The organism is [Flexibacter] sp. ATCC 35103 (assembly GCF_001975985.1).
Classification (GTDB): domain Bacteria; phylum Bacteroidota; class Bacteroidia; order Flavobacteriales; family Flavobacteriaceae; genus Flavobacterium.
The window spans coordinates 1-22,533 of the sequence record NZ_MTQF01000002.1 but is presented as its reverse complement, the minus strand read 5'-3'; the positions used below and the strand labels follow the sequence as shown (position 1 = coordinate 22,533).

General features: G+C 32.2%; 26 protein-coding genes. 7 read left to right on the top strand and 19 right to left on the bottom strand.

Annotated features, from left to right (window positions below; translation table 11 throughout):
- Nucleotides 1–35: 35 nt before the first annotated feature.
- From BXU01_RS04355 to BXU01_RS04330, 6 genes are all read right to left on the bottom strand, one after another.
- Nucleotides 36–947, bottom strand: coding sequence for an IS3 family transposase (locus tag BXU01_RS04355; RefSeq protein ID WP_123773950.1), 912 nt, complete (start codon nt 945–947; stop codon nt 36–38).
- 8 nt (nt 948–955) lie between these two features.
- Complete coding sequence (locus BXU01_RS04350) at nt 956–1,336, bottom strand: hypothetical protein (RefSeq protein ID WP_083691899.1); 381 nt, start codon at nt 1,334–1,336, stop codon at nt 956–958.
- A 69-nt stretch (nt 1,337–1,405) separates the two neighbouring features.
- On the bottom strand, nt 1,406–2,473 hold the full coding sequence (locus tag BXU01_RS04345) for a DUF262 domain-containing protein (protein ID WP_083691898.1): 1,068 nt from the start codon (nt 2,471–2,473) through the stop codon (nt 1,406–1,408).
- Complete coding sequence (locus BXU01_RS04340; RefSeq protein WP_083691897.1) at nt 2,473–3,057, bottom strand: hypothetical protein; 585 nt, start codon at nt 3,055–3,057, stop codon at nt 2,473–2,475. Before BXU01_RS04340 ends, BXU01_RS04345 begins: the two co-directional genes overlap by 1 nt.
- 94 nt (nt 3,058–3,151) lie before the next feature.
- On the bottom strand, nt 3,152–3,550 hold the full coding sequence (locus BXU01_RS04335) for an HI0074 family nucleotidyltransferase substrate-binding subunit (protein WP_083691896.1): 399 nt from the start codon (nt 3,548–3,550) through the stop codon (nt 3,152–3,154).
- Nucleotides 3,540–3,857, bottom strand: coding sequence for a nucleotidyltransferase domain-containing protein (locus tag BXU01_RS04330; RefSeq protein ID WP_165689759.1), 318 nt, complete (start codon nt 3,855–3,857; stop codon nt 3,540–3,542). Before BXU01_RS04330 ends, BXU01_RS04335 begins: the two co-directional genes overlap by 11 nt.
- Nucleotides 3,858–4,300: 443 nt before the next feature.
- Here BXU01_RS04330 and BXU01_RS04325 point away from each other — a divergent pair, with 443 nt between their 5' ends.
- From BXU01_RS04325 to prfA, 3 genes are all read left to right on the top strand, one after another.
- Nucleotides 4,301–4,489, top strand: a complete 189-nt coding sequence (locus BXU01_RS04325) for a type II toxin-antitoxin system HicA family toxin (protein WP_083691894.1) — start codon at nt 4,301–4,303, stop codon at nt 4,487–4,489.
- 35 nt (nt 4,490–4,524) lie between these two features.
- The gene (locus BXU01_RS04320) at nt 4,525–4,935 is read left to right on the top strand and encodes a type II toxin-antitoxin system HicB family antitoxin (RefSeq protein ID WP_083691893.1); all 411 of its coding nucleotides are present in this window, start codon (nt 4,525–4,527) and stop codon (nt 4,933–4,935) included.
- Between the two features lie 289 nt (nt 4,936–5,224).
- Nucleotides 5,225–6,301, top strand: a complete 1,077-nt coding sequence (prfA, locus tag BXU01_RS04315; protein ID WP_026981929.1) for a peptide chain release factor 1 — start codon at nt 5,225–5,227, stop codon at nt 6,299–6,301.
- A 575-nt stretch (nt 6,302–6,876) separates the two neighbouring features.
- Here prfA and BXU01_RS04310 read toward each other — a convergent pair.
- The 11 genes from BXU01_RS04310 to BXU01_RS04265 all read right to left on the bottom strand — a co-directional run bounded on the left by BXU01_RS04310 (nt 6,877) and on the right by BXU01_RS04265 (nt 13,550).
- On the bottom strand, nt 6,877–7,248 hold the full coding sequence (locus BXU01_RS04310) for a hypothetical protein (RefSeq protein ID WP_083691892.1): 372 nt from the start codon (nt 7,246–7,248) through the stop codon (nt 6,877–6,879).
- Between the two features lie 18 nt (nt 7,249–7,266).
- Nucleotides 7,267–7,650 carry a hypothetical protein gene (locus BXU01_RS04305; protein WP_055098389.1) on the bottom strand — a complete coding sequence of 128 codons (384 nt, stop codon included), beginning with the start codon at nt 7,648–7,650 and terminating at the stop codon, nt 7,267–7,269.
- A gap of 35 nt (nt 7,651–7,685) precedes the next feature.
- Nucleotides 7,686–7,970: a YtxH domain-containing protein gene (locus tag BXU01_RS04300; protein WP_083691891.1), complete on the bottom strand. Its 285-nt coding sequence runs from the start codon at nt 7,968–7,970 to the stop codon at nt 7,686–7,688.
- Nucleotides 7,971–8,018: 48 nt separating this feature from the next.
- A complete protein-coding gene (locus BXU01_RS23460; protein WP_109746162.1) occupies nt 8,019–8,171 on the bottom strand; it encodes a lmo0937 family membrane protein in 153 nt (50 codons plus the stop codon).
- Between the two features lie 37 nt (nt 8,172–8,208).
- Nucleotides 8,209–8,856 carry a porin family protein gene (locus BXU01_RS04295; protein ID WP_083691890.1) on the bottom strand — a complete coding sequence of 216 codons (648 nt, stop codon included), beginning with the start codon at nt 8,854–8,856 and terminating at the stop codon, nt 8,209–8,211.
- 34 nt (nt 8,857–8,890) lie between these two features.
- Nucleotides 8,891–9,391, bottom strand: coding sequence for a DUF4142 domain-containing protein (locus BXU01_RS04290; RefSeq protein WP_255373705.1), 501 nt, complete (start codon nt 9,389–9,391; stop codon nt 8,891–8,893).
- A gap of 414 nt (nt 9,392–9,805) precedes the next feature.
- The gene (locus BXU01_RS04285; protein WP_083691888.1) at nt 9,806–11,590 is read right to left on the bottom strand and encodes a CHASE3 domain-containing protein; all 1,785 of its coding nucleotides are present in this window, start codon (nt 11,588–11,590) and stop codon (nt 9,806–9,808) included.
- Between the two features lie 15 nt (nt 11,591–11,605).
- Nucleotides 11,606–12,055, bottom strand: coding sequence for a response regulator (locus BXU01_RS04280; protein ID WP_055098384.1), 450 nt, complete (start codon nt 12,053–12,055; stop codon nt 11,606–11,608).
- A 21-nt stretch (nt 12,056–12,076) separates the two neighbouring features.
- The gene (locus BXU01_RS04275) at nt 12,077–12,628 is read right to left on the bottom strand and encodes an AraC family transcriptional regulator (protein ID WP_055098383.1); all 552 of its coding nucleotides are present in this window, start codon (nt 12,626–12,628) and stop codon (nt 12,077–12,079) included.
- A gap of 157 nt (nt 12,629–12,785) precedes the next feature.
- The gene (locus tag BXU01_RS04270) at nt 12,786–12,971 is read right to left on the bottom strand and encodes a CsbD family protein (protein WP_055098382.1); all 186 of its coding nucleotides are present in this window, start codon (nt 12,969–12,971) and stop codon (nt 12,786–12,788) included.
- 105 nt (nt 12,972–13,076) lie between these two features.
- Nucleotides 13,077–13,550 carry a Dps family protein gene (locus tag BXU01_RS04265; protein WP_083691887.1) on the bottom strand — a complete coding sequence of 158 codons (474 nt, stop codon included), beginning with the start codon at nt 13,548–13,550 and terminating at the stop codon, nt 13,077–13,079.
- Nucleotides 13,551–13,711: 161 nt separating this feature from the next.
- Here BXU01_RS04265 and BXU01_RS04260 point away from each other — a divergent pair, with 161 nt between their 5' ends.
- The 3 genes from BXU01_RS04260 (at nt 13,712) to BXU01_RS04250 (ending at nt 17,940) form a co-directional block, all read left to right on the top strand.
- Nucleotides 13,712–15,895, top strand: a complete 2,184-nt coding sequence (locus BXU01_RS04260) for a DUF5723 family protein (protein ID WP_083691886.1) — start codon at nt 13,712–13,714, stop codon at nt 15,893–15,895.
- Between the two features lie 115 nt (nt 15,896–16,010).
- The gene (gene pyrF, locus BXU01_RS04255) at nt 16,011–16,829 is read left to right on the top strand and encodes an orotidine-5'-phosphate decarboxylase (RefSeq protein WP_055098379.1); all 819 of its coding nucleotides are present in this window, start codon (nt 16,011–16,013) and stop codon (nt 16,827–16,829) included.
- 310 nt (nt 16,830–17,139) lie between these two features.
- On the top strand, nt 17,140–17,940 hold the full coding sequence (locus BXU01_RS04250) for an ABC transporter substrate-binding protein (RefSeq protein ID WP_083691885.1): 801 nt from the start codon (nt 17,140–17,142) through the stop codon (nt 17,938–17,940).
- On the opposite strand, the gene BXU01_RS04245 is transcribed toward BXU01_RS04250, so the two are convergent.
- Both BXU01_RS04245 and BXU01_RS04240 read right to left on the bottom strand, forming a co-directional pair.
- Complete coding sequence (locus BXU01_RS04245) at nt 17,937–18,857, bottom strand: AraC family transcriptional regulator (RefSeq protein WP_083691884.1); 921 nt, start codon at nt 18,855–18,857, stop codon at nt 17,937–17,939. The genes BXU01_RS04250 and BXU01_RS04245 overlap by 4 nt on opposite strands.
- A gap of 140 nt (nt 18,858–18,997) precedes the next feature.
- Complete coding sequence (locus BXU01_RS04240) at nt 18,998–20,008, bottom strand: aldo/keto reductase (RefSeq protein WP_083691883.1); 1,011 nt, start codon at nt 20,006–20,008, stop codon at nt 18,998–19,000.
- 709 nt (nt 20,009–20,717) lie between these two features.
- Between BXU01_RS04240 and BXU01_RS04235 the strand changes: the two genes are divergently transcribed.
- Nucleotides 20,718–22,211: a catalase gene (locus BXU01_RS04235; RefSeq protein ID WP_083691882.1), complete on the top strand. Its 1,494-nt coding sequence runs from the start codon at nt 20,718–20,720 to the stop codon at nt 22,209–22,211.
- The last annotated feature ends 322 nt before the right edge of the window (nt 22,212–22,533 follow it).

Sequence of the window (22,533 nt, the reverse complement as noted above, 5' to 3'; positions counted from 1 at the left end):
TTCTAAAATAGTTTTACAAAAATATTTTAGTCCTGCTATTTGTTTACAATAGTATGACTTTTTACATAATAATACTTCCATAATTTTTCAGTTTTTATATTGTTTTGATGCACATAGTTTGGTGTAAGGTTTCCTATGCTCATATGAGGCCTTTCGTTATTATATAACTTAATAACCGCGTCTAATAATTCTTTAGCCTCTTGTGCATTATCAACTTGATAATCATCTAAATATTCTTCTTTTATAATGCCATTAACTCGTTCTGCTATTGCATTTTCTAAAGGATCTCCATTTTCTGTCATGCTAATACCAATGTTATTGACTTCTAACAGCCTTACATATTCATTACTGCAATATTGTGTCCCTCTATCTGAATGATGTATCAGTTGTAATTCATCTTTAGATTCTTCTGAAAGATTTGATATTGCCATTTTTAAAGCTTGAATCGTTTCTGAGGTTTGTAAATTATTCGCCAAATGATAACCAATAATTTTTCTAGAATAAGCATCAGTGACAAAACTTATGTACATAAAACTATCCTTTATTCTCCAATATGTTATATCACTTACCCATAATTGATTAGGGCAAATCGGTACAAATTCTTTGATAAGATTGGGATATTTCTTAAATCTATGCAATGAATCAGTAGTGATATTTGGCTTTTTCTTACGCCTGACTAATAAAAAATTAGCAGACAAAATATCAAAAAGTCTATCTCTGCCCATTTTTATCTGATGCTCTAATAAGAAAGGTTGTAAAAGTTCATATAACTTTCTTCCTCCCATATGACGATGTTTTTTTCTAATTTTCAATACCTCAAAAACAATTAGTTCATCTTCAAAAGCAAGCTGCTGCTGATACCAAAAGTGCTGATAATATGCCTGTCTGGTTACGCCAAGTAATTGACAAAATTTGCCTAAACCAATCCTGGGATAATTGTGTTTCATCTCCTGAATTACTTGGTATTGGATTTTTTTACAATTTTAATTTTGAATTCCTGCTCAGCAATTTCAATCATTTTGCGATAAGCTTCTGCCAAAAGTCGAGCTTCCTGCAGTTCTTTTTTTAACTGAGATACAGATTCTTCACCTTCTTTATTTCCTATTTTTTTAGTGTAGTCTTCCATCTTAGGTAAAGATACAATACTGGGTTTAGAATAATCAAAACCTATTTCTTTGAGCCAGTAAGTTAATCTTGAATGTCCAATATTATATTTATTCTCAATTTCTCTTTTTGTCAAAGTTCCGGTTAAAAAATCATTACAGACAAATCGTTTAAATTCTTCGCTATATTGAGACTGCCATTTTGAAGGTGATGTTCTTGAATATCTTTCCATATTTTTACACTTTTGTGTAAACCTATTTTAGGACAAGACAGGGGAGGAATTATGATAATAGAACACTTTTTATTTTGAGTTTTCAAGTATTTGGGTTACATAAAAGTTTCTTATTTCTCTTTCTTTTTTATTATTTACCCCTTCTGTTGAGGCTAATTTGAAATCGCCTGGTATATCCATTTCAAATTGTTCGAGATTATATTTTAATTTTTCTAAATTTAAATTGTCAATTTCAATTTGCAATTTTGCTATGCCAATAATTAGAGAAAAAGAGTTTGATTTATTAAACCAAATAGATTTTTGTTTTAACTTTAGTTTCAGAATTGTATCCGCAGTTTTTTCAAATAAAACTACAATATCATTTTTATCGTAAAAATCTATGCCGTAATCATTTAGTAAAGAGGTTGTTTTTTCATTTCGATTGAAAAAATCTGTTAATACTGTTGACATAATATTTAAAATATGCATTAAATGTACTTTTCTTGCTATGTCTCTAGTTGTGAAAATTCCTTTTTCTGTAATTAAAGATTGGAATCTGTTTACTTTCTGCTTTTTAGCCCAAATGAAAAATTCTTTAGGAATATTAGGATCTTCCCTTAAGTCTTCTTGTGCTGCGTCAAATTCTAGTTCAATTTCATTAGCTAATAATTTGGCAACTAACATATATTCTGCTGTCGAATACTCTGATGCCATTTTTTCAATAATAGACAATGAATTTGATGTTCTGTTAATTCTTTGAAATATTTCTTGAACTTTAGGATCATCGTTTTCTAAGTCTAATTCAATAACGGCGACTTCATATTTAAGGAAGTTTGACTTTTCTTCTTCAGATAAATTATTATAATACCTCCCATCAACCTCATATTGATTATCAATAAACTTAATAATTGCATTAGTTCTTTGCTGTCCATCTACGATACATGAGATTGTTGACATTGAAGCAACATCAATTTTTCCTTTAGAAATAAATATTTGTGGAAATGGATATCCTAATAAAATGGTTTTAATAAAATCTTTATTATGTAATTCTCTCCATACTAAATTTCTTTGAAAATATGCATCAGGAATTAATCTTCCTTTTTTTACATCATTAACTAAATTAAGCAAAGAAACTGATCTAACTCTATAATCTATCATTATATTGGTTTTGTTAAAATATATTCATTAATATTTGAAGTTTGTTTATACTCAAAAAATGTTTGTGAAAGATAAATTCCCGCATTAATAGATTTAAACAAATCTTTATTTTTGCTGGATAATTGACCAAAAAACTTTGACCAATTTAAGCGTTTTTTTCCTGTCGGCATTAGATCTGGTCGAAATATACCTTTTGCAACACAGTTTACGTATTGTTGATAAGTTGATTTACCATCATAAATTGGAAAACCGGACCTATCAGTAAAACCTCGAGTGATTTTAAAAACTGATTCAGTATATATTTGAAATAAATGAGAATCAATTATAGCTACATCGAGATCAGAAGTTAATGAATCAAATACTGTTTTTTTATGAAAACTATATCCTGTTTTAGAAGATCCAACAATTTGAATATTCATAATTGGAATATTGAAATATTCGCTTATCTCATTGAATATTTGAAATTTTCTTTCTTCATTTCCCACTAATACGTGTGTCGGATAAGTTAGATATATCTTCCTCACAATTTCATGATGGGGTTTATTAGTTTTTAATCCCTCGTCAATAGATTCTAAATGTGTCATTTAATGGTTTTTTGATGCTAGCTTTTTTTGTTTCAAATAAATGCAATTTACATAAATGTTTCTTTTATATAAAATTAAAGAAAAATCACAATTATCATTTGTACTTTTCTTCAAGAAACTCTAATAAGATTTTTATATATGGGAAAATTTTTTGTATTTCAGTATAATTCTTTTCAATAAACTCCTCGTCTAAGTACTCGTGTGATGTTACGTTTCTTTTATCAAGTAAATCTTGCCATACTATTTCATCATCTAACCAACCTGTAGAAAATGCTCTTTTTAGTGTCTCTCTTGGAGTTTTTGGATGAATACCCTCATATTCCAATGCTCGCTGTAAGGTTTTCCAAACAAGTTCCACAGTAACTTCGAAACGTTGGGTTGTTCCTTCCATCACAAGTTCTCTGTCTACCGGGATTTGCAGTGCTGATTCTAATTTATCGGTTGCTTTTCTTAAATTTTGAAGGCTATCTTTTACTTTTCTTTTACTTGACATAGATTATTTTTCCTGTAGTTAATATTTGATTTTGAAGTCTAAGAGGGTTTATATTATAATGAATTAACGAGATTTGTATCACGGTTCTCACATCATAATATGCATATTCTTTAATTTGAAGCCACTCTATTTTTGTAATTGATGGAGCATCTATAGCCAAATCCAGATCTGAATATTTATTATAATCTGAATTAGCCCTCGAACCAAATACTATTATTCTATTTACATTTATATTTTTTGCTAAACTTTCAATAAATTCTATTACAGATGTTGGAAGTGGTGATATATGAGTTAAATTTAGTTCCAATATTAATTTACTTATTAAATTATATTATATCTATTTTTTTGCTTTGGAAATTTTTATGTGTATATGAAAACAAAATATTTGATTGCTTCAAATATAGAAATTACCATTGAAAACTAATTATACAATTTTCAAACATAATGACTTGAATTGAATGAATGTCCCCAAAGAGTTGATTTGAATTTTCTTAAAACAAACATCGCCTTTATTTCAAATTAACTACCAAGTAAAAACACCTGATTTTATTTAAAATAGTTTTTGCTAAAAGTAAATCCCTTTAATTCAATGATTTTACGGAAATCCATAAATGTCTAAACTTAATTTATAACATTTTTGTTATATAACAAAAATGTTATAAATTTGTACCAATCTGAAAACAAGAAATCTAATACTATTTAAATATCACAAATAACAACAGGTGTAATTTGTAATTTAAATTAAAGCAGATGGCTTCAGTAAATGAGTTGTTGAAACTTCTCAAAAAAGATGGTTGGTTTCTTTATAAAAATGGTGCAAACCATGATTTGTATCGGCATGCAACCAAAAAGAATCAACTTACTATCCCGAGACATGGAAGTAAAGAAATGGCAAATGGCACTTTAAATAGTATTTTGAAAGCAGCAGGACTTAAATAATGCTAAAAGCTTTTTAAATTTAAATTCAAACGAATATGAATACAAAAAAAAGGGTAATTTCGGTTATTATAGAAAAAACTTCTACAGGTTTTTCAGCTTATGCAAAAGAAATTGATGGCTTAGCTACAGTAGGAAGTACTATATCTGAAATAAAAGCAAATTTTAATGAAGTACTTCAATATCATGTAGAATATCTGCAAGAACAAGGAGAAAAGGTTAAAATTGCTAATTTTGATATTAGTTATCAAGTAGATTTGGAGCAGGTTTTTGATTATTTTAGTGTAATCAACAAATCGGCTTTTGCAGAGCATTATGCAGGAATGAATCAAAGTTTATTTCGACAATATACTAAAGGCTTGGCCACTTTATCCAGCGACAAGATGTTACAGATTTCTAAAGGTCTGCACAAATTAGCAGATGAATTAAGTGATCTGACTTTGGTTTAAATCATTAATAAGGTAATTTTTATTGCTTAAAAGATGAGTTTTCCTTGAAACCCAAAATCCCTAGCCCTGATAGAAGCGGCATCCTTTTTAGGCAAATGAAAGTTTCTTAATTCAAACGGAAATATTCTGCCTAAAAAGATATAGCGTCCCGATGCTTCGGGAGCAGGAAACAGCTCCCAATAACAATCCTAATTCTCCTAAAAATCACCCTTAAAAAACTCAAAAGGTTATTGATAGAATTTTAAACAAAAATTTCGTAATTTTGCACTCCAATAAAAGGAATTAGAAAATGTTAGATAGACTTCAAATAGTAAAACAACGTTTTGACGAGATTTCAGATTTGATTATCCAGCCGGATGTTATTTCTGATCAGAAACGTTATGTGCAATTGAATCAAGAGTACAAAAACCTGAAAGCATTGGCTGAAAAGCGCGATGAATATGTGCTTTTGATGGCTAATATAGATGAGGCAAACGAAATTATTGCTGACGGAAGTGATGCAGATATGACCGAAATGGCCAAAATGCAACTAGATGAAGCAAAAGAAAGATTGCCGGAACTTGAGGAAGAAATCAAGTTTATGTTGATCCCTAAAGATCCTGAAGATGCTAAAAACGTGATGGTTGAGATTCGTGCCGGAACGGGTGGGGATGAAGCGAGTATTTTTGCAGGAGATTTATTTAGAATGTATACCAAGTATTGCGAAAATCAGGGTTGGAGAACTTCTGTAGTAGATATGAACGAAGGAACTTCCGGAGGTTTCAAAGAGGTTATTTTTGAAGTTTCTGGCGAGGATGTTTACGGAACTTTGAAGTTTGAAGCTGGTGTTCACCGTGTACAACGTGTTCCTCAGACAGAAACGCAAGGTCGTGTGCATACATCTGCAGCTACTGTAATGGTTTTACCGGAAGCAGAAGAGTTTGATGTACAAATTGATATGAACGATGTTCGTGTTGATTTCTTCTGTTCATCAGGACCTGGAGGACAATCTGTAAATACGACGAAATCTGCGGTACGTTTAACGCACATTCCTACGGGATTAGTGGCGCAATGTCAGGATCAGAAATCACAGCATAAAAATAAAGATAAGGCGTTGAACGTTTTACGTTCTCGTTTATACGAACAAGAATTGGCAAAGAAAGAAGCCGAAGATGCTACAAAACGTACTTCTCAGGTTAGTTCTGGAGACAGATCGGCTAAGATTCGTACTTACAACTACGCACAAGGTCGTGTGACAGATCACAGAGTTGGTTTGACACTTTACGATTTAGGAAATATCATGAATGGTGACATTCAGAAAATTGTTGCCGAGCTTCAATTGGTTAACAATATGGAGAAACTGAAAGAAGCTTCGGAGGTATTTTAATTTTTAGGGACAAAGATTCAGAGGGGCAAAGGAACAAAGGTTTTTGCCAATCTATATAAATATAAAAAATCCTGTTTCACTAATTGTGAAACAGGATTTTTTTTGACCATAAGATAAACATAGCCAGTGGTTTTAACCACTGGAACGCAATATATATAATCGCATTGCATATCATCACAATATCTTGTAGCAATAAATTTTCATAATTTGTATTGTGCATTCCGTTTGCCAAGGTTGAAACTTCGCGTATATTTGAAATATTGTAAATACAAAAAGCCCCTGTTTTACTAATGTGAAACAGGGGCTTTTTTTTGGTTCAATACTAAATCTTGTTTTAGGTTGGCAAAGAAAACTTTGCACCTTTGTAACTTAGCACCTTTGAACCTTTATAAAAATATATAGTGAAGGATATTAACCCTTTAACCGTTTGTTTATAAAACGTATAAAGCAAGTTAGATACCTAAAAATACTCTCGAAAATTCGAAACATTTATATAGATTCGAGTAAACGTATACACCATTTTTTAATACTATTTCGCTTAGCTTTTCCATAATACATAAATTTGAGTTAAACAATTACTCTCTTGATGGTTCTTTTTGTGATGATTCTTCATTTGAAGATTCATGATGTGGTTTCGAAACTAAATTAGTTACGACAAGTTGTAATAAGGATCCGGCAATGCCTTTGAACATATTGGTACTTTTACCAACAATAAATCTTTTTGCAAGATATCCAATCCCAATACTTAATGCAGATTGTGCCAGATTGCTTTTAAAACCTACAGTTTCGTTAATTTCCTCTACTGTATTTCGAATAAGATTAAGAGGTTTTAAATTCTCTTTGATATCATCTATTTCGTCTTTTATAGCGCACCATTCTGCGTCCTGTCGAGCTTCTAATTGTTGAATCGTCTGATTTAATCCATCAATAGTATAAAGAGTTTCCATAACAGTCTTTTTTAGTTATTAATTATTTAAATCAGTTTTGATATCTTTTTTAGTTTCTTTTAAAATACTGGAAATTATCATGTTTCCAATAGGTGTTTTAATAATCTTATGTTGCATTGTATGCATTAGAACTGCAACGATAAGGTAAAAAAGTGCTACGATAAAAAATCCGTAATAATACTCCCCAAGTACTTTACCAAGCCATAAACTAATCCCTATATTCAGGAATAAGGTAAAAAATGCAACAACAGCCCCAACTGCTATTCTTGATGTTAGTGTCGATAAAACATCGGCTACAGCTGATACCGTTTTTAGCTTAAGTAATTCTAAACTTGTCTTGGTATAGTTCTCTGCTTTTTCATAAAGATTTAAGTTCTCGTTTGTTGTTGCATTTGATTCCATGATATAGGGTATTTATGGTTTAAAAATTTCACTTTTTAGTAGTTCGTTTTTACACTTTTTGCTTCGTCTTTGATAGAATTGAAGTCTTCTTTTGCCTGATTGAATTTTGCTTTTCCTTCTTCGATAATATCTTTACTGTTTGAAGTAATAGTGCTTACGATACCATCTAATTTTGCTTTTGCTTTATCTCCGTAATCTTTTGATTTATCTGAGATTTTTTTTCTTGTGTTTGACCCTTTGTCCGGTGCGAATAATACACCTAAAAATGCTCCTGCTGCTGCAGCTCCTAAAATTCCTAAAATTGTGTTACTTGCTTTCATAATATTTGATTTAGTGATTAATATAATTATTGTTAAAATGTTGATTTTTTAAACTTCTCGACCTTTAATAAGTCTGAATAGAATTGCGATAATGGCGATTACTAATAATATATGGATGATACTTCCTAAGCTGTAAACAAAGAAGCCTAAAGCCCAAAGGATAACCAATATTACTGCGATTGTATATAATAAATTTGACATGGTTTTTATTATTAAGGGTTAATTAATTGTTTTTTTTCTAGTTTAACTTATACGAAACGTATAAAGTCAAATTGCTGTTTTTTGCATCTCCCAATGTATTGAAAGAGTTTCCTAATGCATCAGTTCTGTCTTTACCAACTTTTGTAAGACCGTAGTTGTAACGTAAACCAACACTAATTGGGTTAAAATCTACTCCAACACCAGCAGCGATACCGGCATCAAACTTGTTTAAATCGTCTGTGTCTACTTCCTCTTCAAATTCAACATCTCCGGTTCCTTTTACTTTAGAACTTACTAAGTATGAAGCGTAACCACCGGCTTGAACATTAAAGTTTTTAGTGATATTAACTCTTACTAATAATGGAACTTCGATATAATTTAATTTGAATTTTGCTTCTCCTGTTGCAAAAGCGTTATCATATTTTAATTCTGCACCTTTTGTAGTGTACAAAATCTCTGGCTGAATTGCTACAAAATCCGAAATTGGTAATGTTGCATAAAGACCGGCGTTAAAACCGTATAATATATTGTTGTCATCAGCATCTCCGTTATATAAGTTAGACATGTTGAATCCTCCCTTTACACCAAACTCTGTAGTTACATTAGTGTCCTGAGCGTGTAGCATTCCAAATGAAGCTGTTAAAAAAAGTGTTAAGGCGCATAAAAAATTTGATTGAATTTTCATAGTTAAAATAATTTAGTTAATAATATATAGGCATTTAATTAATCTCATTTTTGATCCTTTGCATTTCACGAAGGATTTGATATTGTTCAGGTAAATATTGCAGCACTAACTTTAATATTGCTTTATCGTTTGTTTGTTTAGAAATCGATTCCAGCAATCCTATTTGTTCTTGTAACGACTCTGTTATAGACTCCAGATATGTTTTATTAAAATCTGCGCTCGTTGCATCAATCAAATCGTATAAATCCCGTTTATGTGTTGCATTTATTTCAGTAATAATAATGAGCTTTTTATTGGCCATTTTTGATACTTCCTGCAACAATTGATTCTGATTGCTTTCTATTTTTTTACTCAACTCCTGTATCGTAAAATCTGAACTTTTTTGTTGTGCAATTTGACTTTTAGAAATAATCGATTTACTCACATTTGCTGTCGCAATAAAAAAAAAGGCTTCTATTTCTTCTTTCTCCGTTTTTGTAAAAGTTTCATTTTTTAGTGAATTTTCTATCGGATTATTTTTCTTGCATGATGACATGCAAACTATGATTATCAATAAAAAAATTAGTCTAAAATTTGTCGCTTTTAATTGGGGCGCTGCTTTCATTATTACTTCCTAAAGTATTACATTACAAAGATGCTAACGAAACAAACATTTTGCTTTACAGCATAAAAACGAATCTTTATATAATTCCCATAATCGATTTATTTATGGTTTTTTCCCTTTATTTTCAGGTATTTATTATTTTGAGTTTAGCCCATAAAAAGAAAACCATCAGCAGTAACTGATGGTTTCTTTTTATATATAGTTTAATAATAGGGATTTTATTTTCTTACAGATTTTGTCTTGGTATTCAGTCTCGGTATTTAGTCTCAGTCTCAGTATTCAGTCTCAGTTTCGGTTTAAATGTAAACTGCGACTGCGACTGAATACTGAATACCGTAAACTAATCTACTCCGGCAGGAAAACGGTAAAAACAGAACCTTTTCCAGGAGTACTATCAGCAATAATATGACCTTTATGGTTGTCTACTATTTTTTTGCAAATTGCCAGGCCAATTCCAGTTCCCGGATAATCTGTTTTTGAATGCAGACGCTGAAATAAAACAAATATGGTTTCTTTAAACTGAGGATCAAATCCCATTCCGTTATCTGTAAAAGTGATCTTATTGAATTTCTTGACATTTGTTTCTAATAAATCAGGATAATCAGTCGAATTTACTTTTTCGCTTTCAATCTTAATTTCCGGAATACTATCTTGCCTGCCATATTTTAAAGAGTTACCAATAAGGTTTATAAAAAGCTGTTCGATTTGATACGGAATAACAGCTAGCTTAGGTAATTTAGAAACTATAATAACAGCTTTCTTTTCCTCTATAATTTCTGCTAATTCAGATTCTGCATTTTCAAGCAGTTCGTTTAAGCTTAATTTTATAAATTCTTTTTTAGTGGTATTTGTTCTCGAGAATAAAAGCAGATCGTCTATTAATACACGCATTCTTTTAGCCGAAACTTCGATTTTAGAAATATAATCTTTGGCACTGTCCGATAAAACTGCTTTGTCAGCATCTGAAACTCTCGAAATAAAAGTTTGGATTTTTCTTAGAGGTTCCTGCAAATCATGACTGGCAACATGATTAAAAGAAGCAAGTTCTTTATTACTTTTTTCTAATTCTCTATTACGTTCCTGAAGTTCTATGTTTAATAAATGTTCATCCGTGATATCAAAATTAATACCCAGTAAAATTTTACTTCCCTGTTGATCTGTCAGTAGTTTTCCGGTAGATTTAAAATAACGAATCTCATAATCCGGTCTTGTGATTTTGTAGTATACAAAAGGCAATTGTTTTTTCTCAACAATTCTGTCCATAGATTTTGCCACTTTTGCCTTATCATCAGGATGAACAAATTCAAGAAAAGTTTCTTTTTCAGGAACAAATGCATTAGGTTCAAAACCCAGTAAACGATACTGATTGTCTGAGTAATCTATTTTATCAGAATCCAGATCCCATTGCCAGGTACTGAATTTACCAATACTTTCAGATTCAGCCATAAGTCCGCTTGAGATCAGCAGTTTTTTATTGTAAATCTTCAGGCGTTCAAAATCACGGCTAATTTGTCTGTATGCCAATAAAATAAAAATTAAGGCAACCAGAAATAACGAAATAGAAAATAATGGGCTTAAGGAGATTTCTGCGGCATAAATTTTAAGTCTTTTTGCCAGATAATTTTTCTCGATGTCATTCATTTCATCAACCTGAAAACGAATGTTTTCCATCAGGATTCGACCACCAAACATATGATTGTCGAGTTTTCGCTTATCATATGTTTTGGGATCGCTGTATTTTAGACAATTTTCAAAAGAAACAAAACGCTGTATAATTAGTTTAAATAACTTTTGAAGATTTTTTTGCTGTCTTGGATTATCGGCAGTCAACTTCTTCAAAGTAATAAATGAAGTATTTACCTTATCACGCGAATAAATATAAGGAGTTAGAAAACGGGCATTACGGGTAATAATATACCCTCGTTGTCCGGTTTCGGCATCCTTAATCGCCGACATTAATCGCTCTAATTGAATGTTTATTTCATACGTATGCATTACAACTTTACTGGATTCGTCTAAATCCTTGTTGTGTTTGTAAGCAATAGAAGAAAGAAATAACAGAATGAAAACCGCGATTACAAATATAACTCTCAAAGAGTTTGAAGAATTAAAATTTGGGATCCATTTCATTGGTATGCATTATTATTATTTTAGTCGAAGCAAGAAGTTGTCACGGTTTAAACCTGAGGTATGATAGTGCCAGTTTACGGTTACGACTTCATTTATTATTTTTTTAAGCGTATTAAAATCGCTTGGTTTTTTGATATAAATATTGGCTCCCTGAATAAATGTATCTTCAATGTCTTCTTCTGATGATGAAGTAGAGTAGATAGCAATAATAATATTTTTAAGATGTTCTGTTTTTTTAATTTCGATCAAACATTCTTTACCTGTTTTTTTAGGCATATTTAAATCCAGGAACAAAATATCCGGCAATTTAGTTTCAGGATCCATTAAGTGATCCATTAATTGCATTCCGTCATGAACAAAATCTACTTTTGTCTGAATTTTTATTTCTTCAAAAGCATCCTTAAAAAAAAGACGATCATCTTCATCATCATCAGCCAATAAAATGTATAATGCGTTTTTTTGCATTTTAGTATGGTATTTGGGTTTTTATTTTAAATTTTCTCTACGTTTCTTAATTATTCTCTGAAATGCTGACGGCGTAATTCCTGTTGTATTTTTAAACTGCGTACTTAAATGTGCTACACTTGAGTAATTTAGTAAAAAAGCAATTTCGGTCAAACTCATTTCATTAATAATAATTAATTGTTTCGCTCTTTCAATTTTCTGTAAAATGATAAAATTTTCAATAGAAGAATATGTTACTTCTGAGAAAACATTTGACAAATAACCGTAACTGTGGTTTAGTTTTTCGGCCAAAAATACAGAACTCTTATAATTATTGCTGTCTTCCATGAAAACAAGCTCGATTATAGCATCTTTTATTTTTTGTACTAAAACACTTTTTTGGTTTTCAACAACCTCAAAGCCACACGGCAGCAAATTATTTTTTAAAGCTTCGAGCGCATCAGCATCAAGATTATCGGCAATTTCGATTTCACCAAAGCCCAGAGTCGTAAAATTTACATTTTGTTGTTCCAGGTTTTGTTTCAAAAAAAGCGAGCAAATGGTGTTTATGTCGAACTTTATAAATAGTTTCATTTTATAGAAATTTGGTTAAAGATAATTAATTTATTTTTGGTTATAGAGTTTAATGCTTGTTAGCGATATAGAACATTAATGAATTTAAATAAAATTCTCAAAAAAATACCGTCTAATATGTTTTACTAGACGGTATTTTTGATTGATTTATAACGTGTTACAAGTCAGCAATGATTTTGCGAACTTCGTCTTTTGTTTTTCCTAATTTTTGTTGAAGTTTTCCGTACATTTCGTCTTCTTTACCTTCATCATATAATAAATCGTCATCAGTTAAATCTGCATATTGTTGTTTCAATTTACCTTTTAACTCATTCCAGTTTCCTTTTATCTCTGTAGTATTCATGATATTTTTTTAAGTATTAATAGTATTGTAAAATTCTGAATTAACGCTAAGGTTTGTGTTACATTTATTTCGCAAACCGTTTCATAATTCACATTTTGTTGTTTGCTAAACTTGATAACGGCGTAAAACCCAAGCCATCTTTTCGTGCTGTTGCAGTAAACCTGTTACAAAATCAGCAGATCCTACATCGTTGCTGTCTTCCTCAAAAGCCGGAATGAAATCTCTGAATTCTGTAACCATTTGTTCATGATTTTCTAAAAGCTCTTCCAGCATGTGTTTTTGCGAAGCATATTCTTTTGGAGATTCTTTAAGAGTAGAATTTTCGATAAATTCCTTCATCGTTCCAATCGTTTTTTCTCCAAGCTGACTTATGCGTTCTGCAACTTCATCAATATTAGCTTCTAAAATTCGGTATTGATCTTCAAACAATTTATGAAGCTCCATAAAACTATTTCCGGAAATGTTCCAGTGAAATTTTCTTGTTTTTACATAAAGAGTCATTTCATTAGATAAAATCGTAGCCAATATTGTAGCGCTTTTTTTTAGATTTTTTGGAGTTATTCCTATATGTGGAGTCATAATTGTTTGATTTATTGTTTGTTATCAAAAATATAAAAGTAGGCTTTCATTTTTCTTACATAATTTATTCAAGATGTTACATGAATTCAATGTTATGGTAACATATTTCTGATTCTAAAAGTGTAGTTTTGCCCCCGAATTTATCTTAAAACCAAATTTTAATGAAAAAAACTCTACTCAGTTTATTACTTATTACAAGTACATTTTTGGCAAAAGCCCAGTCTTATATGGGATATACTCATGATAATTATGCAGGGGTCCAAAGTGTACTTTTTAATCCGGCTTCTATTGCGGATTCTCGTTTTAAAACCGATATAAATTTGTTTTCTATTAGCGGTGCAGTAGCAAATGATTTATACGGAGTTCGCCTTTTTGATGTTTATAAAGATGGATATGATTTTGACAGTCAGTCTAAAATGACACCAAAAAACGCGAATAGTGGTATCGTGAATTTTGATATCATGGGACCCTCTTTTATGTTTAATATTGCTCCTAAACATACCATTGCTGTTTTTACAAGAGCAAGATCTGTAAGTAATCTTAAAAACATAAACGGAAGCCTTGTAGACCAGGTAAAAGAAGGTCTGGACAAAGCAAGCGATTTTAACTTTAATGCTGGAAATGCAAATGGTGCGTCGAACACCTGGGGAGAACTCGGAATTTCGTATGCAGCCGTTTTGTATCAAAAAAACCAACATTTTCTTAAAGGAGGTTTAACCGCTAAATATCTTCAGGGTGGTGTAAACGGATATATTAAAGGAAATGATGTTCATGTTGCTTATAATGAAAACACAGTAAATCCTGACAGAGGAACACTTACCTCAAACGGACAAATAACTGTAGGAACAAGCCAGGATTTTGAAGCAAATGAAGATTATGAATTTGATTCAGGCGCAAGAGGATTTGGTTTTGATTTTGGATTAGTGTACGAATGGAGACCTGATTATGATAAATATGATTTAAGTAAAGCAAAACCGGCTGATAATAATTTTAGAGATTTAAATAAATACAAAGTACGTTTTGGTTTATCGCTTACTGATATAGGATCAATCAATTATAAAAATTCAAGACAGGATGTTTATAATGTAAACGGGACTATTACTCAGGAAATGATTAATGATGCCGATAATTTTTATGATTTCCTTAATGAGCATTATACAAAAACATCTTCTACAAAAGGAATGAAAACGAATTTGCCTACGGCACTTCACGCTGATGTAGATTGGAATATGTACAGAAAATTCTATTTGAATCTTAACGGAGATATCAATATGGTATCTGCAGATAAAGTAAACGGTTACGGAATCGCTGATCGTGTAACTCTTACACCTCGTTACGAATCAAGATGGTTTAGTTTTTATGTGCCAATGACGTATATGCAATACAGCGGAATGCAGGTAGGTTCCGGATTAAGAGTTGGGGCTTTCTTTATTGGTTCTGGATCTGTCCTGACAAATTTGGTTTCGAAAGAATCAAAAGCGGCTGATTTTCATCTTGGAATAAAAATTCCGGTTTACGAAAAGAAATTCAAAGATACAGACGAAGACGGCGTTATTGATAAAGAAGATGCTTGTAGAAAAGTAGCCGGTCCTGCAGAAAACAAAGGTTGTCCTTGGCCGGATGCCGATAAAGACGGAGTTTTTGATAAAGATGATGCTTGTCCGGATGTGGCTGGTCCTGTAGAAAATAAAGGCTGCCCTTGGAAAGATTCTGACGGAGATACACTATTAGATAATGTAGATGCTTGTCCTGCAATTGCCGGTCCGGTAGAAAACAAAGGTTGTCCTTGGCCAGATACAGACGGAGACGGTGTTCTTGATAAAGACGATGCGTGCCCAACTGTTGCAGGTTTAGTAGAAAATAAAGGTTGTCCGGTTCTGGACGCTGACAAAGACGGAGTTCCTGATAATGTAGATGATTGCCCACTAATTGCTGGTCCGGCAGAAAATAAAGGATGTCCTAAAGTAACTAAAGCAACTTTAGAGAAACTAAAAGTAGAAGCTAAATCTATCTTTTTCGTTACCGGAAAAGCAACATTAAGCGATGCTAAAAAAGGAGTAACTTCAGGAAGATTAGATGCTATTAAAGAAATCCTGAAAAATTATCCAAATGCTAAATTTGCAATCAACGGACATACAGATAATGTAGGAAATGCCAAAGCAAACCAAAAATTATCTGAAGCGAGAGCAAAAGTTGTTATGGATGCTTTAATTGCAAAAGGAATTAATCCTGAGAATTTATCATCACAAGGATTTGGTTCTACAAAACCGGTTGCAACTAATAAAACTGCTGCAGGAAGAGCTGAAAACAGAAGAACAGAAATTGTTTACTTAGGTAATTTATAAGCCTGAACAGAATATAAAACTAAAAAGCCATTCGTAATTGAATGGCTTTTTTTATTTTTGCGTACTTCTAAAATACAATCGCTTCTGATGCATTAGAAGAACTAAAAAATCAAGAATGACAACACAACAACTACACGAACAAATCCTTTCTAAAAAATCCTTTTTATGCGTTGGGCTAGATCCAGATCTAACTAAAATGCCTTCTCATTTATTAGAAACCGAAGATCCTATTTTCGAATTCAATAAAGCCATAATCGATGCAACACATGATTTGGCTGTGGGATACAAACCTAATACGGCTTTTTTTGAAGCATACGGGATAAAAGGATGGATGTCTTTGCAAAAAACAATCAATTATATCAACGAAAATTTTCCTGAAATTTTTACTATTGCAGATGCAAAACGTGGAGATATAGGCAATACTTCAAGCATGTATGCCAAAGCTTTTTTTGAAGATTTAAATTTTGATAGTGTAACCGTTGCACCTTATATGGGGAAAGATTCCGTAGAGCCGTTTTTGGCTTTCGAAAACAAACATACCATTATGCTGGCTTTAACGTCTAATGAAGGTGCATTTGATTTTCAGACCTTGACAACAAACGGAAAAGAATTATACAAGCAGGTTTTAGAAACCTCTAAAACATGGAAAAACAGTCACAATCTAATGTATGTTGTTGGCGCTACAAAAGCAGAATATTTTGCCGATATCAGGAAGATCGTTCCGGATAGTTTTTTATTAGTTCCGGGAATTGGCGCTCAGGGCGGCAGTTTATCTGAAGTTTGCAAATACGGAATGAATGATAAAGTTGGGTTATTAGTAAACTCTGCAAGAGCAATTATCTACGCCTCAAAAGGAACAGACTTTGCTGAAAAGGCAAGGGAAGAAGCTTTGAAAGTACAACAGGAAATGGAAGAGATTCTTGCTAATAAATAAAAGTTTACAGTCTCAGTCTCAGTTTACAGTTTGCTTTACTTTGAACATAATTTACTGAGGAATTTTACCGCAAAGAATGCAAAGTTTTTTCGCAAAGTTCGCAAAGAGCTTTTAATTGATATCTTATAAGTAATCAAAGTTCGCAAAGTTTTAAGAATAGCTTTGCGAACTTTTTTCGATAGAAAATACTTATTCACAAAGAATATAAAACTTTGCAAACTTTGCGAAAAAACTTTGCGCTCTTTGCGGTAAAATCAACACAATCAAACAACCTGAAACCTGAAACAAATAAACCTGAAACAAAAAAAAAATGAAACAATTCCTCGATCAACTCGGTACTTCACATTCTTTTGAAACGACTCCTAAACGTATTATTTCGCTGGTGCCTTCTCAAACCGAATTACTTTATGATCTGGGTTTAGAAGATAAAATAATCGGAATTACTAAATTTTGTGTGCATCCGTACCATTTTAAGTCAACTAAGAAAATTGTTGGCGGAACCAAGAAAATTCATTTTGAGAAGATCAAACTGCTGCAGCCGGATATTATAATTTGTAATAAAGAAGAAAACACGCCGGAAATTGTCGAGCAATTAAGTGCCATTTGTCCGGTTTGGGTAACGAATATTGTTACTGTAGAAGATAATTTTCAGATGATTTCAGATTTTGGACAACTTTTTAATTGCAGGACCGAATCTCAAAAATGGAATAACAAGTTGGCTTTCGCTTTAAGCGATTTCAAAAAATATATTGCAAATATTCCCGTAAAAAAAGCAGCTTATTTTATCTGGAAAAATCCATTTATGGTCGCCGGAAAGGATACTTATATAAATGAATTATTAAAATTAAATCATTTTTCGAATATATACGAAGACAAAGGACGTTATCCTGAAGTCGAAATAAAAAAGATGCGTTTAGAAGGCGATCCTGATATCGTTTTTCTTTCATCAGAACCGTACCCTTTTAAAGAAGAGGATGCTTTTGAAATAGGCCGATTTACACATCACGCCAAAACAATCTTTGTCGATGGCGAAATGTTCTCCTGGCACGGGAGTAGATTGCTTAAAGCTTTTCCTTATTTTAAAATACTGCAGGAACGATTAAAGGATTAATTAAAGGAACTTCTAAATTCTAAAGGCGAACAATTGGTTTTGCTTTTAAATAATTTATTAAAGGATTGCGGATATTCAAAACCCAATTGATAAGCCGTTTCGCTAACACTTAGTGAAGTAGTCGTTAATAATTCTTTTGCTTTTTCGATGATTTTATTATGAATATGATGCTGCGTACTTTGTCCTGTCAATGAACGAAGCATGTCACTTAGATAATTAGGAGAAACATTTAGCTCATCTGAGATATAAGCCACTGTTGGAAGTCCGAATTGCTGTACTTTATCACCTTCAAAATAATCAGATAACACTGTTTCTAATTTTGTTAAAAGTGTGTTGTTGGCACTTTTTCGGGTTATAAACTGTCGGTTATAAAACCTGTTGCAATAATTAAGCAGCAATTCTATATGCGAAATCATTACATCCTGGCTAAAAGCATCAATTGACGAAAGATATTCTTGTTCAATATTTTTCATAATCCCCGTTATCATAATTTCTTCTTTGTCAGAAAGATGGAGCGCTTCATTAACAGAGTAAGAAAAATAACCAAAATCTTTAATGTTTTTGGCTAAAGCATAGTTCTGAATAAAATCAGGATGTATTACCAGCATTGCGCCATAAACAGCTGAATCAACAGAAACTTCTGTAGAAATGACTTGTCCGGGAGACATAAAAGTCATAACTCCTTCATCAAAATCATAGTAATTTTGTCCGTATTTCATTTTTCCTGTAAAACCTTTTTTTATACAAACGGTATAAAAATCGTAGACAACGCTTTTTAGATTGTCATCAAAATGGCAGGTTATATTGCTTAAATCTACAAAACTTACCAGAGGATGTTCCGGCTTTGGGATTTTTAGTAAGGCATGCAGTTCAGATACAGAATGAATTGTATAAGGGGTTTGGGCTTCTTTTTTCATGATAAAATATATAGAATATTGAAGAAATATCTAAACAGCAAAGCTGTCGTAAAGATAACTTTTTCTTTTAATTGTTATTAGCAATAATTTTCGACTTCGCTCAGGAATTAGTATTATCAGGCTGAGCGAAGTCAAAGATTTTATTGATCAATACCAGCCATATTAGCTTCGTCGTATCTTGCGCCGGTACTGGTTCCAAGCGGAATAATTTTTTCTAAACGATCCATTTCATCAGCAGATAAAACCATTTGAGCGGCAGCAATATTTTGTTCAACATATTTTACACGTTTCGTTCCCGGAATCGATAAAATATTTTTTGATGCAATCCATGAAAGTGCTAATTGTGAAGCTGTAATTTGTTTTTCGTCCGCTAATTTCTTGATCTCATTTACTAATTCAATATTTTTAAGAAATTGTGCTCCCTGAAAACGCGGAATTGCTTTTCTAAAATCATTTTCAGGAAAATCATCAGGGCTTTTAATATCTCCTGAAATAAAACCTCTTCCTAACGGAGAATAAGCTACAAAACCAATTTCTAATTCGTTTAGTGTATCTAAAATACCTGCTTCTTCAACACTTCTTTCAAACAAAGAATATTCAGTTTGAACAGCCGATAAAGGATGAATCTTGTGTGCTTTTCGAATCGTATCTGATGAAACCTCAGATAAACCTATATAGCCCACTTTTCCTTCTTTAACCAATTCAGACATTGCGGCAACGGTTTCTTCAATTGGTGTGTTAGGATCAAGTCTGTGCAGGTAATATAAATCGATATAATCTGTGCCTAAGTTTTTCAGGGAACGTTCTACGGCTTTTTTTACATATTCTTTTTTACCGTTAAATTGCCAGGTAAGTTGTTCATTATCGTCAATTTCATAGCCAAATTTAGTTGCAATAGTATAGTCGTTTCGATTGCCTTTTATGGCTTTTGCAATTAATCTTTCGTTGTGTAAAGGACCATACAAATCTGCAGTGTCTAAAAAGTTTCCTCCCAATTCAAGCGAACGGTGAATGGTTGCGATTGCTTCTTTTTCATCAGCTTTGCCATAAATATCCATTCCTGCAATTTGGGTCATTCCCATGCATCCTAATCCAATATTAGGAACGATAAGTCCCTGATTTCCTAATTTAATTTTGTTTATAGCGCTCATAATTTCTATTTTAAATTTTGTTTGAAAATTATAAAGCAAAGATCCGGGAGTATTTCTTTTATAAAGTATCTAAATCTCGTGTAGTTGTATCCAAAATGAGAATTTTAGTTTCAAGTTTCAGGTTTCAGGTTTCAGGTTTTTGGATTGGGTTGATTTAACCGCAAAGTTCACAAAGTTTTTTCGCAAAGGATACAAAGCTTATATTCTATACTTAAAGTTATTTTATATAAAAAAAGTTCACAAAGGTATACTATGGCTTATGCCAAAGCTTTGTAAACTTTGACTATTATCAAACATAAATTAAAAAATCTTTGCGAAACTTTGCGAAAAAACTTTGCGCTCTTTGCGGTAAAATTATGCTCAAAGTATAGCAACCTGAAACCTGAAACAAAAGAAAACTTGAAACAAAAACTTCATATAAAAAAGAATGCCGGCATCTCGAAGACGCCGGCATCATTTAACTAACCAAAACCAAAATAATAAATAACCAGTTTATTACACTACAAAGATCTAATATATATGAATGTTTTGCTGTTAAGGTTTTGTTATTACTTTGTTGGACATAAGTTAAGATTTATTAATAGTGGTTTCTGAGGTTTCTGTAGCATTGAATAGCTTTTTATTATTAAAATATAATAACAATCAATTTTGTTTATGAATATCGTAGATATAAGTTTGTATATTTGATAAAACATTAAAAATCAGCATTATGGATTTAAACAAAAAATTAACAACTGCAACAGGAACTCCCGTTCCGGACAATCAAAATATACAAACAGCGGGTCCACGCGGCCCCGTTTTATTACAAGATTTTTGGTTTCTGGAAAAAATGGCACATTTTGATCGCGAGGTTATTCCGGAACGAAGAATGCACGCCAAAGGATCTGGAGCTTACGGAACTTTTACTGTGACTCATGATATTACAAAATATACAAGAGCCGATTTATTTTCTGAAATTGGTAAAAAAACAGAAATGTTCGTACGCTTTTCAACTGTAGCAGGAGAAAGAGGTGCTGCTGATGCTGAAAGAGATATTCGTGGTTTTGCCATGAAATTTTATACAAATGAAGGAAACTGGGATTTGGTAGGAAATAATACACCGGTTTTCTTTTTTCGTGACCCAATGAAGTTTCCGGATTTAAATCACGCTGTAAAACGTGATCCAAGAACCAATTTAAGAAGTGCTGATAATAATTGGGATTTTTGGACCTTATTGCCTGAAGCATTACATCAGGTTACCATTGTAATGAGTGATCGTGGAATTCCAAGATCTTACAGACAAATGCACGGATTTGGAAGCCATACCTTTAGTTTCCTGAATGCGCAAAACGAAAGATATTATGTGAAGTTTCATTTTGTTTCACAACAGGGAATTGAAAATTTATCTGACGAAGAAGCTGCGTTATTAGTTGGTGGAGACAGAGAAAGTCATCAAAGAGATTTATTTGATGCTATTGAAGAAGGAAACTTTCCAAAATGGAAAATGTTTGTTCAAATCATGACCGAAGAGCAAGCTGATAATTATCGTTTCCATCCTTTTGATTTGACTAAGGTTTGGTTAAAAGGTGATTTTCCTTTGATTCCGGTTGGAGAATTTGAATTGAATAAAAATCCGGAAAATTATTTTGCCGAAGTAGAGCAAGCCGCTTTTAACCCTGCACATGTACCTCCGGGAATTAGTTTTTCGCCCGATAAAATGTTACAAGCCCGTTTATTCTCTTATGGAGATGCACACAGATACCGTTTAGGAGTAAACAACTATCAAATTCCCGTAAATTCATCACGATGTCCTTATAATACATTTCACAGAGACGGGGCAATGCGTGTAGACGGAAATAATGGCGGACGTAAACATTATGAACCAAATAGTTTTGGAGAATGGCAGGAACAACCTGAATTCAAAGAACCGCCTTTGAAACTTCATGGCGATGCATATGCACATAATTTCAGAGATGATGATAATGATTATTTCACTCAGCCAGGTCTGTTATTCCGATTATTGACTGATGATAAAAAACAATTATTATTCAAAAATACTGCTGCACAAGTAGGAGGAGCCCAAAGATTTATTCAGGTACGACACATTCGCAATTGCTATAAAGCTGATCCCGCATATGGAACAGGAGTTGCAAATGCATTAGGATTAACAATGGATGAAGTAAATAATTTTTCTGATCCAAGATTGTTAATCGAAGTGAGATAGCTTTTTTAAGGTTCTAAGTTTCAAAGTAACAAAGTTTCTAAGTTTTTTGAACTATGATGATTTAAATACAAAACCCGACAGGTTTTTAAAACCTGTCGGGTTTGTTGTTTAATATAAATTTGACTTTAATTATTTAAACCGGACTAAAGTCCGGCCCTACAATATGGATCGAGCCAAAAGGCTCTTTTATAGTTCCGAAGGAACGAATTATATTGTAAGGCTGGACTTTAGTACGGTTTTATATGTGGATATGTGGATATGGATCTGTGAAAATTAAAAAAGTAAACCCGACAGGTTTTTAAAACCTGTCGGGTTTACTAAA

What these genes read in the sequence shown, in the direction of transcription:
- BXU01_RS04355 (WP_123773950.1), bottom strand. Translation starts at nt 947, where the DNA reads ATGAAACACAATTATCCCAGGATTGGTTTAGGCAAATTTTGTCAATTA.
- BXU01_RS04350 (WP_083691899.1), bottom strand. Translation starts at nt 1,336, where the DNA reads ATGGAAAGATATTCAAGAACATCACCTTCAAAATGGCAGTCTCAATAT.
- BXU01_RS04345 (WP_083691898.1), bottom strand. Translation starts at nt 2,473, where the DNA reads ATGATAGATTATAGAGTTAGATCAGTTTCTTTGCTTAATTTAGTTAAT.
- BXU01_RS04340 (WP_083691897.1), bottom strand. Translation starts at nt 3,057, where the DNA reads ATGACACATTTAGAATCTATTGACGAGGGATTAAAAACTAATAAACCC.
- BXU01_RS04335 (WP_083691896.1), bottom strand. Translation starts at nt 3,550, where the DNA reads ATGTCAAGTAAAAGAAAAGTAAAAGATAGCCTTCAAAATTTAAGAAAA.
- BXU01_RS04325 (WP_083691894.1), top strand. Translation starts at nt 4,301, where the DNA reads ATGGCTTCAGTAAATGAGTTGTTGAAACTTCTCAAAAAAGATGGTTGG.
- BXU01_RS04320 (WP_083691893.1), top strand. Translation starts at nt 4,525, where the DNA reads ATGAATACAAAAAAAAGGGTAATTTCGGTTATTATAGAAAAAACTTCT.
- prfA (WP_026981929.1), top strand. Translation starts at nt 5,225, where the DNA reads ATGTTAGATAGACTTCAAATAGTAAAACAACGTTTTGACGAGATTTCA.
- BXU01_RS04310 (WP_083691892.1), bottom strand. Translation starts at nt 7,248, where the DNA reads ATGGAAACTCTTTATACTATTGATGGATTAAATCAGACGATTCAACAA.
- BXU01_RS04305 (WP_055098389.1), bottom strand. Translation starts at nt 7,650, where the DNA reads ATGGAATCAAATGCAACAACAAACGAGAACTTAAATCTTTATGAAAAA.
- BXU01_RS04300 (WP_083691891.1), bottom strand. Translation starts at nt 7,970, where the DNA reads ATGAAAGCAAGTAACACAATTTTAGGAATTTTAGGAGCTGCAGCAGCA.
- BXU01_RS23460 (WP_109746162.1), bottom strand. Translation starts at nt 8,171, where the DNA reads ATGTCAAATTTATTATATACAATCGCAGTAATATTGGTTATCCTTTGG.
- BXU01_RS04295 (WP_083691890.1), bottom strand. Translation starts at nt 8,856, where the DNA reads ATGAAAATTCAATCAAATTTTTTATGCGCCTTAACACTTTTTTTAACA.
- BXU01_RS04290 (WP_255373705.1), bottom strand. Translation starts at nt 9,391, where the DNA reads ATGTCATCATGCAAGAAAAATAATCCGATAGAAAATTCACTAAAAAAT.
- BXU01_RS04285 (WP_083691888.1), bottom strand. Translation starts at nt 11,590, where the DNA reads ATGAAATGGATCCCAAATTTTAATTCTTCAAACTCTTTGAGAGTTATA.
- BXU01_RS04280 (WP_055098384.1), bottom strand. Translation starts at nt 12,055, where the DNA reads ATGCAAAAAAACGCATTATACATTTTATTGGCTGATGATGATGAAGAT.
- BXU01_RS04275 (WP_055098383.1), bottom strand. Translation starts at nt 12,628, where the DNA reads ATGAAACTATTTATAAAGTTCGACATAAACACCATTTGCTCGCTTTTT.
- BXU01_RS04270 (WP_055098382.1), bottom strand. Translation starts at nt 12,971, where the DNA reads ATGAATACTACAGAGATAAAAGGAAACTGGAATGAGTTAAAAGGTAAA.
- BXU01_RS04265 (WP_083691887.1), bottom strand. Translation starts at nt 13,550, where the DNA reads ATGACTCCACATATAGGAATAACTCCAAAAAATCTAAAAAAAAGCGCT.
- BXU01_RS04260 (WP_083691886.1), top strand. Translation starts at nt 13,712, where the DNA reads ATGAAAAAAACTCTACTCAGTTTATTACTTATTACAAGTACATTTTTG.
- pyrF (WP_055098379.1), top strand. Translation starts at nt 16,011, where the DNA reads ATGACAACACAACAACTACACGAACAAATCCTTTCTAAAAAATCCTTT.
- BXU01_RS04250 (WP_083691885.1), top strand. Translation starts at nt 17,140, where the DNA reads ATGAAACAATTCCTCGATCAACTCGGTACTTCACATTCTTTTGAAACG.
- BXU01_RS04245 (WP_083691884.1), bottom strand. Translation starts at nt 18,857, where the DNA reads ATGAAAAAAGAAGCCCAAACCCCTTATACAATTCATTCTGTATCTGAA.
- BXU01_RS04240 (WP_083691883.1), bottom strand. Translation starts at nt 20,008, where the DNA reads ATGAGCGCTATAAACAAAATTAAATTAGGAAATCAGGGACTTATCGTT.
- BXU01_RS04235 (WP_083691882.1), top strand. Translation starts at nt 20,718, where the DNA reads ATGGATTTAAACAAAAAATTAACAACTGCAACAGGAACTCCCGTTCCG.